13 protein-coding genes are annotated in these 12,691 nt (G+C 67.0%); 8 read left to right on the forward strand and 5 right to left on the reverse strand.

The features are described 5' to 3' along the window. The 3 genes from JWP28_RS19240 to JWP28_RS19250 form a co-directional block, all read left to right on the forward strand. On the forward strand, positions 1–309 hold a 309-nt coding region (locus JWP28_RS19240; protein ID WP_299545470.1), incomplete at its 5' end, for a polyprenyl synthetase family protein. 47 nt (positions 310–356) lie between these two features. Continuing rightward, the gene (gene dxs, locus JWP28_RS19245) at positions 357–2,252 is read left to right on the forward strand and encodes a 1-deoxy-D-xylulose-5-phosphate synthase (RefSeq protein ID WP_299545471.1); all 1,896 of its coding nucleotides are present in this window, start codon (positions 357–359) and stop codon (positions 2,250–2,252) included. A 4-nt stretch (positions 2,253–2,256) separates the two neighbouring features. Beyond that, the gene (locus JWP28_RS19250) at positions 2,257–2,868 is read left to right on the forward strand and encodes an ABC transporter substrate-binding protein (RefSeq protein ID WP_299545472.1); all 612 of its coding nucleotides are present in this window, start codon (positions 2,257–2,259) and stop codon (positions 2,866–2,868) included. Positions 2,869–2,898: 30 nt separating this feature from the next. Here JWP28_RS19250 and JWP28_RS19255 read toward each other — a convergent pair whose 3' ends face one another. From JWP28_RS19255 to JWP28_RS19265, 3 genes are read right to left on the reverse strand one after another with little or no spacing between them, the layout of a single operon-like run. Beyond that, positions 2,899–4,107 carry a HupE/UreJ family protein gene (locus tag JWP28_RS19255; RefSeq protein ID WP_299545473.1) on the reverse strand — a complete coding sequence of 403 codons (1,209 nt, stop codon included), beginning with the start codon at positions 4,105–4,107 and terminating at the stop codon, positions 2,899–2,901. Beyond that, positions 4,107–5,009 (reverse strand): peptidyl-prolyl cis-trans isomerase, encoded by a 903-nt coding sequence (locus JWP28_RS19260; RefSeq protein ID WP_299545474.1) that lies wholly within the window; start codon positions 5,007–5,009, stop codon positions 4,107–4,109. Before JWP28_RS19260 ends, JWP28_RS19255 begins: the two co-directional genes overlap by 1 nt. Beyond that, complete coding sequence (locus tag JWP28_RS19265; protein ID WP_299545475.1) at positions 5,006–5,785, reverse strand: c-type cytochrome; 780 nt, start codon at positions 5,783–5,785, stop codon at positions 5,006–5,008. Before JWP28_RS19265 ends, JWP28_RS19260 begins: the two co-directional genes overlap by 4 nt. A gap of 334 nt (positions 5,786–6,119) precedes the next feature. Here JWP28_RS19265 and JWP28_RS19270 point away from each other — a divergent pair, with 334 nt between their 5' ends. Together JWP28_RS19270 and JWP28_RS19275 are read left to right on the forward strand one after the other, a co-directional pair. Continuing rightward, positions 6,120–6,608, forward strand: a complete 489-nt coding sequence (locus tag JWP28_RS19270) for a DUF6644 family protein (protein ID WP_299545476.1) — start codon at positions 6,120–6,122, stop codon at positions 6,606–6,608. 35 nt (positions 6,609–6,643) lie between these two features. Further along, positions 6,644–7,216 carry a DUF6644 family protein gene (locus JWP28_RS19275; protein ID WP_299545477.1) on the forward strand — a complete coding sequence of 191 codons (573 nt, stop codon included), beginning with the start codon at positions 6,644–6,646 and terminating at the stop codon, positions 7,214–7,216. Here JWP28_RS19275 and JWP28_RS19280 read toward each other — a convergent pair. Then, positions 7,213–8,577 (reverse strand): ATP-binding protein, encoded by a 1,365-nt coding sequence (locus JWP28_RS19280; RefSeq protein ID WP_299545478.1) that lies wholly within the window; start codon positions 8,575–8,577, stop codon positions 7,213–7,215. The two genes, JWP28_RS19275 and JWP28_RS19280, sit on opposite strands and share 4 nt — an antisense overlap. Then, the gene (locus tag JWP28_RS19285; protein WP_299545479.1) at positions 8,574–9,350 is read right to left on the reverse strand and encodes a response regulator transcription factor; all 777 of its coding nucleotides are present in this window, start codon (positions 9,348–9,350) and stop codon (positions 8,574–8,576) included. Before JWP28_RS19285 ends, JWP28_RS19280 begins: the two co-directional genes overlap by 4 nt. A 387-nt stretch (positions 9,351–9,737) precedes the next feature. Here JWP28_RS19285 and JWP28_RS19290 point away from each other — a divergent pair, with 387 nt between their 5' ends. The 3 genes from JWP28_RS19290 to JWP28_RS19300 all read left to right on the forward strand — a co-directional run. Then, positions 9,738–10,106, forward strand: a complete 369-nt coding sequence (locus tag JWP28_RS19290; RefSeq protein ID WP_299545480.1) for a DUF6152 family protein — start codon at positions 9,738–9,740, stop codon at positions 10,104–10,106. A 40-nt stretch (positions 10,107–10,146) separates the two neighbouring features. Then, a complete protein-coding gene (locus JWP28_RS19295) occupies positions 10,147–11,226 on the forward strand; it encodes a hypothetical protein (protein ID WP_299545481.1) in 1,080 nt (359 codons plus the stop codon). A gap of 68 nt (positions 11,227–11,294) precedes the next feature. Beyond that, positions 11,295–12,691, forward strand: a 1,397-nt coding sequence (locus JWP28_RS19300; RefSeq protein WP_299545482.1) for a hypothetical protein, incomplete at its 3' end; no start/stop codon positions are given.

The following is a 12,691-nucleotide window of genomic DNA, read 5'->3' on the forward strand; positions in this document are numbered from 1 at the left end:
GGCATACTCGGCGGGGCCGGGCTGGCGCAGAGGGCGGCGCTGCGGGCCTATGCCCAGGATTTAGGCCTCGCCTTCCAGATCTGCGACGATCTCATCGACGTCCTGGGTTCCGCGGACGCAGCCGGCAAGCAGGTCGGCAAGGATCAGGCGCAAGGAAAGGCGACGCTGGTTTCGCTCTGGGGTGTCGAGCGCGCCAGGGCGGAAGCCGAGCGCTTGGCCGAGCGCGCGAGCGAGGCCCTTGCGCCGCACGGGGCGGATGCCGATTTGCTCCGTGCGCTGCCCTTCTTCTTGTTGGATCGCCGCAACTAAGGAAGGTTGGGTCTGACCCGCCGGTTCGCTTCTCGCCAGAGGTCTTCATGAGTGTCTACAGCCCGTTGCTGGATCAGATCGTCGTTCCGGCGGATATGCGCGACCTTTCGAGGGACGACCTGCGGCGGCTGGCCGAGGAGTTGCGCAATGAGACCATCGACGCGGTCTCGGTCACCGGCGGACATCTCGGCGCCGGCCTGGGCGTGGTGGAGCTCACCGTCGCGCTACACTACGTCTTCGACACGCCGCGCGACCGGCTGATCTGGGACGTTGGCCACCAGGCCTATCCTCACAAGGTGCTGACCGGACGGCGCGACCGCATCCGGACTCTTCGTCAGGGTGGCGGCCTTTCCGGCTTCACGAAACGCAGCGAGAGCGAATACGACCCCTTCGGCGCGGCCCACTCGTCGACGTCCATTTCGGCCGGCCTTGGCATGGCTGTGGCGCGTGACCTCGCCGGCGGCGACAACCGGGTGATCTGCGTCATCGGCGATGGGGCGATGAGTGCGGGCATGGCCTACGAGGCGATGAACAACGCCGGCGCCCGCAAGGGCCAGCTGCTGGTCATCCTCAACGACAACGACATGTCGATCGCCCCGCCCGTGGGGGCGCTCAGCCGCCACCTCGCCCAGATCGTGTCCTCCAAGAGCTACCAGAACCTTCGTGCGCTTGGCCGCGAAATCGCCGAGCGGCTGCCCAGGCCCTTGCACAAGGCGGCCGCGCGCGCCGAGGAATACGCCCGCGGAATGGTGGCTGGCGGCACGCTCTTCGAGGAGCTCGGGTTCCTCTATCTCGGGCCGATCGATGGCCACGACTTCGACCACCTGCTGCCGGTGCTGGAGAACATACGCGACAACGGCATTGACGGGCCGGTGCTGCTCCACGTCGTCACCGAGAAAGGCCACGGCTATTCCCCCGCGGCGAGTTCCGCGGACAAGCTGCATGCCGTCAGCAAGTTCGACGTGCTGACCGGCGTCCAGTCGAAGTCCCAGGCCGCTGCTCCCAGTTACACCAAGGTCTTCGCCGAGGCCTTGATCCGCGAAGCCGAAGAGGACGACCGCGTCGTCGCGATCACCGGCGCCATGCCGTCCGGCACCGGCCTGGACCTCTTCGAAAAGCGCTTCCCCAACCGGATGTTCGACGTCGGCATCGCCGAGCAGCATGCGGTCACCTTCGCCGCCGGCCTGGCGACCGAAGGCTACAAGCCCTTCTGCGCCATCTACTCCACCTTCCTGCAGCGGGCCTACGATCAGGTGATCCATGACGTGGCGCTCCAAAGACTGCCCGTGCGCTTCGCGATCGACCGGGCGGGGCTGGTCGGAGCCGATGGCGCGACGCATGCCGGCGCGTTCGACATGACCTACCTCGGCTGCCTTCCGGGGTTCGTGATCATGGCCGCCGCCGACGAGGCGGAACTGGTCCACATGGTTGCGACTGCGGCGTCCTACGATGAGGGCCCGATCGCCTTCCGCTATCCGCGCGGCGAAGGAACCGGCGTCGCCCTGCCGGCGCGCGGCCAGGTGCTCAAAATCGGCAAGGGCCGCGTGCTGCGCGAAGGCAAGGACGTGGCCATCCTCAGCGTCGGCACGCGCCTGCAGGCGGCGCTTGGCGCGGCCGAGCGCCTGCAGTCGCGCGGGATATCCTGCACGGTCGCCGACGCCCGGTTCGTCAAGCCGTTCGACCGCGATCTCGTCCGCCGATTGGCCCAGAGCCACCACATGCTCATCACGATCGAAGAGGGTTCGATCGGGGGCTTCGGCAGCCAGGTCCTCGACTACCTGGTGAACGACGACCTGATGCGCTCAGGCCTGTCGGTTCGGACGCTGATCCTGCCCGACGAGTTCCAGGATCATGATGATCCGCAAAAGCAGTATGCGCGGGCCGGACTGAACGCCGTCGACATCGTCCGCGTTGTCGAGACCAACCTCGCAAAGATCGCGTGAGCCCATGCGCCGAGCGACCAGCACCGTCCTAGCCCTGGCCTTGGCCCTGGCGGCCGCGCCTCCGGCGGCGCACGCCCAGCAGGCCGATCCCGCCGCCGCCCAGATCGAAAAGTTCGACGACGCCGTGCTCGACGTGATGAAGCGGGCCAAGCAGCTCGGCCCGCGGGGGCGGTTCGAGGCCTTGCAGCCCGTAATCGAGCGGACCTTCGACCTTCCCGCCATGACCCGGTTCGCGGTGGGTTCCGCCTGGAACAATCTTTCCGCGGAGGACAAGGCTGCTCTGGTGAAGGCGTTCACGCGCATGACGGTCGCCACCTACGCGCATAACTTCGACAGCTACGGCGGTGAGAAGTTCACCGTCGAAAAGGTCGACACGCGGGGGCCGGACAAGCTTGTCCATACCCGTCTCACCGGCAGCGGTGCGCCCACGCAACTCGCCTATCGCATGCGGCAGGATGGGGGTGTCTGGAAGGTGATCGACGTCTATTACAACAGCACGGTCAGTTCGGTCCTGGGCCAACGTTCCGAATACGCCGCGACCTTGAATTCCGGCGGCGCTCAGGCCCTGATCCGCAAGCTGAACAGCCGCGGCGACCAGCTTATCCAGGGCCGCTGACGGCGCCGAGCACTGCTACGTCCCCCGGGTCTATTTGTAGCTGCGGGTCACGAACCAATAGACCCCTAGCCCGACCAGGAAGCTGGAGGCCACGTCGACGGTGACGGCCCGCGGCGTCGCCAGCTTCAGCTTCGAGACCAGCAGCACGAGGGCGGTGACGCCGAGCACCAGCGTCAGCTGTCCGATCTCCACACCGAGATTGAAGCCGACCAGCAGCTCCGCCAGCCGGCCGGTCGGAAGCTGCATCTCCAACAGATTCGAGGCGAAGCCGAAGCCGTGGATCAGGCCGAAAACCAGGGTGATCATCATCCGGAACCGCCCGGGGTCGGCCAGTTGGCCGGAGATCATCAGGTAGTTGCTGGTGAACAGGCCCGCGCCGAGCAGCAGCAGGCTTGGCAGTTCGCCTAAGCCGAACGCGCTCCCCAGCGCCATCAGGGCGAGGCTGGCGCCGAACGCCAAGGCGACGGGGAGCGGCCGGTGGGTCTGTTCGGCGAGGTTCTCCGCGCCAATCAGCGCGATGGTCAGGGCCACGAGGGCGTCGATGTATTCCGGATGGGGCCGGATCACGCCGGTAACCGCCAGCGCGAGGGTCAGGCTGTGCCCGATGGTGAACCCCGAGACCACGAAGACCAGATCCCGCAGCCTTCGCGAGATCAGCACAAGTCCCAGCAGGAACGACATGTGATCGACGCCGGTGAAAATGTGCATCACACCCATGCGGACGAATTCGAAGAAGCTGGCGCTCTTCAGGCCGTTGGCCGCCTTCCCGGAGACGGCGACGAGCTGGTGTTCGTTGGTGATCAGTTGTTCGGCGAAGGCGCCGGTGGTCTCGTCCTGGATCTCGGCGAAATTGGTATGACTCGGGATCACGTCGAAGAAGGCGGCCGACCGGATCTGCAGGTCGTCGCGGACCGGGCAACGAAAGGTGAAGTCATATTTGCGGAAGCCGGGGGCCGCGGACAGCGTCTCCACCGGCGGAACCAGGGCGCACCGCCGGCCGCGCGAGATCGGATAGACCCTCGCCGTGAGGTAGCGCTTCACATCGTCGTCGGAAGGCGCCGTCCCGCCGGCGCCGAGGCGCTGCAGCTCGATGACCGGGATGGTCATCGCCAGATCCACATCGGCGCCGTTGATCTCCCAGACCGAGTGGGATTCGCTGCGCGTGTGGGCTGCCGCCGGGGGGGCGACGAGCAGCAGGGCGAGGGCGAGCCAGAGAGCGGCGCGAAGGATCCGGCGCATCAGCGCAGATCGCCCGCGATCAGGACGTTCGCCCGCTGACGCAGGAAGCCCTGATACTGCGCCGTCGTCCGCTTCACCTTGTCGTTCCGGAGGTCCGACAGCACCTGCCCGCGGGCCTCCTCGAACGCAAACGGCTGCGGCGGGGTGTTGCGGATCATGTAGAGGAGGTGGACGCCGTCCGGCTGGGCGACGGTCGACGAGACGCCGCCGCTCGGCACGGTGCGGGCGACGCCGAACAGCGCGCCGCCCAGATGGATTTTCGCGGCGAAGTAGAAGTCCTCGCCGGTTTCCCGGCCGGTGTCGCGGCCTTGGAAGCGCCCTAGCGCCGCCGTGAGCGGCGTTCCGGCGGCCAAGGCGCCTGCTGCCCCCGCGCTGTCCGCCGTTTCCGGAAACACCAGGTCGCGGACGTCCATGACGCCTTCCTGGGCGTAGCGGTCCTGGTGCGCCTTGAAATAGGCCTGCAAGGCGCCGTCGCTGGGTTCCGAGGTGACCGCGTCGGCGGCCGCCATCTGCTCGATGGCGCTCACCATGGCGGTCCGGACGTCCGGGTCGGTGGCGGCGATGTCGAGTTCCTTGCCCCGCTGTACGAACAGCTCCTCGCGGATCATGTCGTCGAGCACCCGGCGGCGCTGTGTGGGTGTCGCGTGCGCGTTGTCGACGCCATAGGTCGCCTGCAGCTGCGTGTAGAAGTCGGCCCGCGCAATCGGCTGCTGATTGACCAGCGCGACGTCTTCCGCCGGAACATGGAAGGTGGTGGTGCCGCGCGCGGTGAACAACGCGTATCCGGCCAGCGCGAGGCCGGTGAGGGCGCCCAACGCCATGAGCGATATGGACCGGCGGGCGCTGACCCGCTGCGGGTCCCAGTCAGATGGCGATGCGGGCTGGGCGGTCGGCGGGGTCATGGGGGGGACTTGTCCGGGTGCGGGCCCGATCGATGGGACAGGGCGAAGACGTAGAGGGAGACTTCCCGCAGGCGCAAAGCCGACAGCCGGCCAGCCCGGGCAGGGCAGACGCCCTGGCGCCCGTATGCGATGGAGTCGAAAATCGCCTGGCGGCTGCCATCGCCGTAGAGCCAGATCTTGTCGACAAGGTTGGGCGCGCCGATCGCCGGATCGCCCTTGGCGTCATTGGCGTGGCAGTCATAACAGCCGCCCTTGCCTGCGAAGATGCGACGCCCGGCCTCGGCCGCTGCAAGGCCCGCAGGCTGCCCCCCACGCGATTGCAGGAAGGCGGTCACGGCCGCGATATCGCCCGGGCTGAGGGGGGCGAGCTGCTCGCTGGCGGACGGAACCGGCCGGGCGAAGCCAGGCATGACCGCCAGGTTCCAGTTCCGCGGGTTGTGCGCGCGGATGCCGTAGTAGGCGACCTTCTCGATGTCTCTCACCTTGCCGCTGCCATAGAGCCAGTCGGCGTCGGTAAGATCAGGCACGCCACGTGCGGTGTTTCCCTTGCCGTCGGCGCCGTGGCAGCTGGCGCATTCCGCCTTGAAGACGCCCGCGCCACGCGCCGCCGCAAAATACAGCAGCCGGGCATTCGCGGCCGCGGCGTCGGGATCGCTGCGGACCAGCTGCGCCTCCAGCCGGCTCGACGCGGCGAGCCCAACCGCAGCCCAGACGAAGGCGATCGACGCGCCGAGCAAAAGCAGGCCGCCCAATGGACGGGACGTGGCGCGCGTCATCCAAAGCCGGCGCACAAGATTCGCGGTCCCCCGGGGCGACATGCCTGCTCCCCCTCCTAAAGCGGCGGTGGGCGGAAGGCCAACCGCGCTACTGATCAAGGAACGTCAAATAGAAATCGAAGAACGTTTATGCGATCTTGGTAGTTAGTTCCAGATGAAAGTGATATGAGTTTGTCTATTATAAGAGTTTGTATCATGATAACTTAATTTGATACAAAATGACGCAATTTTCTTCTTCTTATCACCCCCGATGGGGCGCTATGTTCTCGTAGGGGGCGCGGCGACGCGACCCGAAAAGAACGCAGCGGTCAGCGGCTGCGCTGTCGGGGGAAGCATGCTGGAATCCTTGTGCGCCTGGCTCGAGAAGACACCGCTCAGCGCCGGCATCCAGAATGTCGGCTGGATCATTCCGGTGAGCCAGATCGTCCACATCCTGGGTCTCGCGGCCATCCTGTTCTCCGCGCTCTCCATCGACTTGCGGGTGCTCGGTGTCGGCGGGCGCCGGACCTCCCTCGCCGGAATGACGGAGCACTTCCTGCCGTGGATCTGGAGCGCCGTGCCCCTGATGGCGACGACCGGCGCGATCCTGATCATCGGCGAGCCGCGGCGTGACCTGCTCAATCCGGTCTTCCAAACCAAGATGCTGCTGCTGGTCTGCGCTCTCCTGGCGACTCTCGGCATCCAGCTCATGGTTCGCGGCGCGCCATCTCTCGGCGGGCCGGGTGGCCGCGCGCCCTGGGGGCTCCGGGCGGTGGCCGCCCTCTCGCTGGCGCTCTGGTTCAGCATCGCCATCTGCGGGCGCCTGATCGCCTACTTCATGTGAGCGGACGGACCGCCGAGACCTGAGGAGTCTGAGGAATGTCGATCGTCTCCATCGCCAAGTGGATTGAAGCGACAGCCCCCGCGCGGGCGATCGCCCAATCGACCTGGATGTTTCCGGTGGCGGAGACCGTCCATGTGATCGCTATCGCCCTGGTCGTCGGATCGATCGCCGTCCTCGATCTTCGGCTGCTGGGTGTGTCGTGGAAAAGCCGCCCCGTCACCGACGTCGCCCGCGACGTGCTGCCGGTCACCTGGGCCTGCTTCGGGGTCGCCGCCATCGCGGGTTCGCTGATGTTCATCTCCGCGGCGGTCAAATACGCCACGGACCTGCCTTTTCAGCTGAAGATGCTGCTGCTGCTGTTCGCCGGAGCGAACATGCTGATCTTCCACCACTTCACCTATTCGGGCGTGGAAAACTGGGACCACAACGCGCCGTCGCCCCGCGCCGCGAAGGTGGCGGCTGCTCTCTCATTGATGTTCTGGATCGCCGTCGTCACCTGCGGGCGAATGGTGAGCTTCACCACGCAGAACGACTTCGGGCCGCCGACCGCCAGCAATCCGCAGCAGACCGCTCTGGCGCAGTTCGATCCGCGGGTTCTGTCGCGCTAAGCGGCCGACGAGTGGGTCGCCGCCGCTTCGCTTGGGATCAGGCCGCGGCGAAGGATGAGGCAGGCCTCCAGTCCGCCTAGCGGGTGATTGGCCAGCACGAGCTCCGCCTCGCTCTTCTGCGCCAGGGCGCGGGCGATGGTCAGCCCCAATCCGACGCCTCCCATCGGCGGTTGGGCGGTCTCCAGGCGGACGAAGGGCTCGAACACGGATTCCAGTTTCTCGTCGGGGATTCCGGGCCCGAAGTCGCGAATGCGGATGCGGATCGCGTCCGCTTCGACCGTCGCCGATACCTCGGCGGCGCCCCCATATTTCAGGGCGTTGTCCAAGAGGTTGGCCAGGCACCGCTGCAACGCCCGGGGCTTGCCCTCGATGTCGTAGCCCGAGCGCAGCACAAGGGCGGCGGGCCGGCCGCCTTCGGCCGCGTCCTCCACCACGCTGTCCAGCAGCGAATCCAGCGCCAGCCGGACGAATGGCTCCTCCGACTCGTTGCCGCGGTGATAGTCCAGACCCTGGCGGACCAGGGCCAGCATCCCGCCGAGATCATCGACAAGGCGGCTGCGCAGCGCGGGATCCGAGACCTTCTCGATCCTCAGGCGCAGGCGGGTGAGCGGCGTCTGCAGGTCATGGGTGATCGACGCGAGGATGCGGGTGCGCTCCACGACGTGGTCGCGCAGCTTGGCCTGCATCAGGTTGAATGCGCGGATCGCGTCGCGCACCTCGTAGGGGCCGCGCTCGGGCAGGGGCGTGCGGTCGAGATCCCGGCCAAGCTCGCGCGCGGCGCGCGACAGGTCGCGGAGCGGCGCGGCGGCCATGCGCGAGGCGAGGAACGCCAGCACGCTGACCGTGATCGTCAGAATCGACAGGAAGATGGGGTCCAGCCGCGGCAGGTCGAAGGTGTCCGTCCGTGGGCTAAGCGCGACCAGGACGATCGTGGAGTGGTCCGCGAGCCGGGTCGAGATCACCCAGCAGCTCAGCTGCGCATAGAAGGAGGTGCGCGACGACGGCTGGATGCAGGTCTGCGGGACGGCCTTCTGGGCGCGGCTGGAGGGATCGAGCCGCGAGGCGAGCACGCGGCTGAACTCCGGGTCGGGGCCGATGATCCGCTCGCTTCCCTTGAGCGGCCGCAAGCCCAGGATCCCCTCCGACAGCATCTGCTCGCGCAACGGCTCGGGGGCGCTGTCGATCAATGACACCATGTCCTGAACCCGGTCCACCAGGCGCAATATGTTGATCCGCTCCAGGTCCGACTTTCGCCGAACGTCGGCAAGCCCCAGGGCGAGGCTGGACGATCCGATGACTCCGACCAGGAGGAACAGGAACAGACGTCCCGCCATGGAGTCGAAGTAGCGCTGCAGGATCATTCGAAGGTCACCGCGGCGGCGAGCACATAGCCTTGGCCGCGAACCGTCATGATCAGCTGGGAGGCCCGGGCGTCGTCGTCGAGCTTGTGCCGCAGGCGGCTGATCTGCAGGTCGGCCACCCGCTGGGGCGAACCATCGATCAGCGTCGGGTGCGAGGTGAGGGTCAACAGCTGCTCGCGGGTCAGCACCTCGTTGGCGTGCTCGACGAAGAATTTGAGAAGACTGAACTCATTTCCGGACAGGATGACCACGCGCCCCTTTGGGTCGCTCAGCCGGCGATTCTCGAAGTCCAGGGTCCAGCCCTGGAAGGTCGCCCGCTTGGGCGGCGCCGAGTCCTGCAGGCCCATCGGCGTGTAGGCGCGCCGCAGGACGCTGCGGACGCGCGCCACCAGCTCGCGCGGCTCGAACGGCTTGGTGATGTAGTCATCGGCGCCGACCTCGAGGCCGATGACACGGTCGATGGCGTCGCTGCGCGCGGTCAGCATGATGATCGGAATGTCGCGGCGACTGCGGCTCAGGCGGCAGAGCGACAAGCCGTCCTCCCCGGGCAGGTTGAGGTCCAGCACAATCAGATCGACCGGCTGGCTGTTGAGCGCAGCGAACATCGACGGGCCATCCCAGGCCATGACCACCTGGAAGCCGGCTTGCGTAAGCGGTTCGGCCGCCAGCGTCCGGATGTCCTCGTCGTCGTCAACAATCAGCACGGTCCGTTGAAGGGACTGCGCCGCCGCCTCGGTCGGCGCCCATGCATCCGACGGAATACTGGTTCCCATTCGCATCCTTCGGCCGCGCCGGCGGTGACGCCGGAAGCGACGCGCTCCTTCCCGATTTCTGCGCCGCGGTTGCCTGGGCGTCAGGGTCCGCGCGTCGGCCTCAAAAGTAGCGCCGTTGCTGATCCTGCAAAAGCGTCAAAATGTATCAGTCTGTGTCACTCTGAATTGATCCGACAATATTTGAGATATTATCACAGTTGACGATATGTAGCGCCATCCAATGGCATGTAAAGCAACAGTAAAAATGATGCAATAGCCACCCGTGTTTATTGACTTTATCTCCCCAGAGACGTAATGAGAGCCAACAATAGTTGATTCAAAGCGCTCTATGCGCGGGAGAGGGAACCTATGTCGGGATCAGGGGTGCGAGCTCTACGCGCTGGCCTCGTGGGTCTCGCCGCATTCGCGGCTGCGACGGTCGCGGCGTCCGCGGCCTCGGCCCACCACTCGTTTGCGATGTTCGACAAGGACCATCCTGTGGAGCTCCAGGGGACGGTCAAGTCGTGGGAATTCACCAACCCGCACAGCTGGCTGGTGCTGATGGTCATGAAGAACGGCCGGCCGACCGCGATCAACATCGAAGGGGCGAGCGTGCTGACGCTGGTCCGGCAGGGCTTCGGCCTCAACACCTTCGTGCCGGGCGAGAAGATCAACCTCGTAATCAGCCCTCTCAAGAACGGCAGTCCGGGCGGCGCTTTCGTCAAGGCCACCAAGTCCGACGGTACGGTCCTCACCGAGTCGCCCACGCCGAATTGACCGAAAAGTTCGCGCGCGCGTGTCGCGACAGGGGAGTGTCATGAAAACGAGAGTTGGGTTCCGCGGCGCGACGTCGGCGGCTGCAGTCTGCATCGCGGCGCTGGGCATGTTCGCAGCCAGCGCCGCCGGGGGGCAGCAGGCGAAGTATCCGCCCGGCGGTCCGAAGCTGCCGGCGTGGTCGGCCTTGCCGGACTGGAACGGCCTGTGGGAACGCGGCGGCGACATCGTCTGGGACGACCGCGTTCCGTTCAAGGCGGGCGAGCCAGAGTTGCCGCCCTTCAACCCCGACTATCTGAAGGAATATCAGGCGCGACGCGCCGAGATGCGCGCCGACGCCTTGGCCGGCCGTCCGCGGACCTTCAAGGGCGCAGGGCTCTACGGCAGCATGCCGGCGATGATGATCATGCTCTTCCCGATGGACATCCAGATCAATCCGCTGGAGGTCGTGATCATGAGCGCCAACGGCGGGGCGCGGGAAATCTACACCGACGGACGGGTTCATCCGGCCGAGGCGCTGCCGAGCTCAAAGGGTCATTCCATCGGCCACTGGGAGGGGAAAACCCTGGTGGTCGACACCTGCTGCATCCGGGCGGACACGCGGCTGCCGGGCGGCGGCGGCCACAGCGACCAGATGCACGTGACGGAGCGGTTCTGGGCGCCCGACGCCCGTACGCTCAAGGATGCGATCACGGTGGAGGACCCGAAGGCCTTCACCAAGCCCTGGACGACCGAGAAGACCTACTACCGCCGGCCCGATTGGGAGCAGGTGGAATACGACCCGGAAGAGAACAGCCGCGATTTCGGGAAGGCTACGCCCGACGACGGCAAGGCGTTCGGCCCGCCGCCGAAAGCCGAGGGCGAGATGCCGGCGCCGGTCGCGCCGGTCGCTGCCTTGCCGAGCCCAGCGAAGCCAAAAGTGAGCCCACCCGGCAAGCCCGCCACGACCGAGGGCCTGCAGAAGGCGACCGCCTTCGCCGTGGGCAACCTGGCCTGGGAGACGGTCGTCGTCGCAGAGGTCAAACGCGGCGCCGACAAGGTCACGTGGAACGGCGTGACCCGGTCCGTGACCTGGCGCTGCACGGCCGCGCCGGACGGGACGAAGGCCTACTGCGAACAGTGATGAAGGCGATCGCCGGCCGGCGGGTCGCCGGCGCCATCCACACAAAACCAGACGTTGCGGGGGAAGATATGTCGAAGACCGTTGAACGGGCCATTGGCAAAACTTTGGCAGGCGTCCGGAAGGCCTCGCCGCTCCTGGTGCTCGCCGCCATCGCCGTCGGCTTCGGACCGGCGGCGGCCCAGACGGCCGACGGCGTGACACTCGCCAAGAACACGGTCACCGTCGGCGGGCAGGAGCGCGACTACTACTATTTCGTGCCGCCGAAGGCGGATCGCGCCGGCTTCAACCAGGTGGTCTATGCGCTGCACGACAACGGCGTCACGGCGCAGCAGTTCGCCACGGAGTCGGGGTGGGCGAAAGTCGCCGCCGACAACGGTTTCGTCGTCGTCTTCCCGGAAACCGCGCAGAAGACCTGGGGCCCGAGCGCCGGCGGCGAGGACGATTACCTGGCCGCGGTGCTCGCACACGCCAGCACCCACATGCTCATCCCGCCGCCCCCCGGGGCGGCGGGCGGTCCGCGCCCCGGCGCCGGCGAGGGCGCGGCGGAGGGCGATGCGGGCCGGCGCGGCGGTCCCCCGCGCGTTCGCACCTGGGCGCCCTTCCAGTATCTGACCGGCGTCGGCGCGGGGGCGACCCTGGCGCAGTCCTTCGCGATGAACCACCCCGGCCTCTACGCGGCCGTGGCGACGGTCGACGGCGCGGCCCACGAGGAGGCTTACCGCAAGGGCGAGCAGCCGGCGGACGGGGCGTATCTGCATATCTGGCCCGAGAAGGCGCTCGTCCCGATCTGGAAACAGCAGAAGAAGGACGTGCCGGTTGCGGCATGGCTGTTCACCAGGGGCGCGCCGACCGCCGCCGAAACGCGGCAGGCGGACTATTGGAAGCGCGCCGACCACGTGACCGCCGCGGCCACGGCGGACAGCGCCGGCGGCTATCAGACGGCGGTCTTCACGGCGAGGGACAATCCCGCGCAACAGGTCCGCGTCACGACGCTGCCGGTGTCAGCGCCGGTAGACGCCCGTCTCGCGGGCACGATCTGGAACGACTTCTTCGCGCGGGTCGTGCGCTGGACCTCATCGCCGAACGGCGACCTGGGCCGCCTGCTGACCCACGCTGAAGTCGACAAGGCCTTCGACGTGCGGTCCATCGCGGTGGGAGACCGCACCTACAGCTACTACGTCAAGACGCCTGCGGCCTACCGCAAGGGGCAGAAGCTGCCCGTCGTGCTCTCCGCCCACGGCTTCGCCTTCCCAGCCTGGATGTACCTCAGCCAGATCAAACTGCATGAGGTCGGGGAGAAGGAAGGCTTCATCACCGTGTACCTGCAGGGCCAGCGGGACGCCTGGACCTTCGACGACCCCGACGGGCCGGACCAGCAGTACATCCTGAAGGTGATCGCCGCCGTCGAGGCCGACTACGGCGCCGATCCGGGACGCGTGTACATGCAGGGCTTCTCGTTCGGCAG

Source organism: Phenylobacterium sp. (genome assembly GCF_028290885.1).
Classification (GTDB): Bacteria; Pseudomonadota; Alphaproteobacteria; order Caulobacterales; family Caulobacteraceae; genus Phenylobacterium.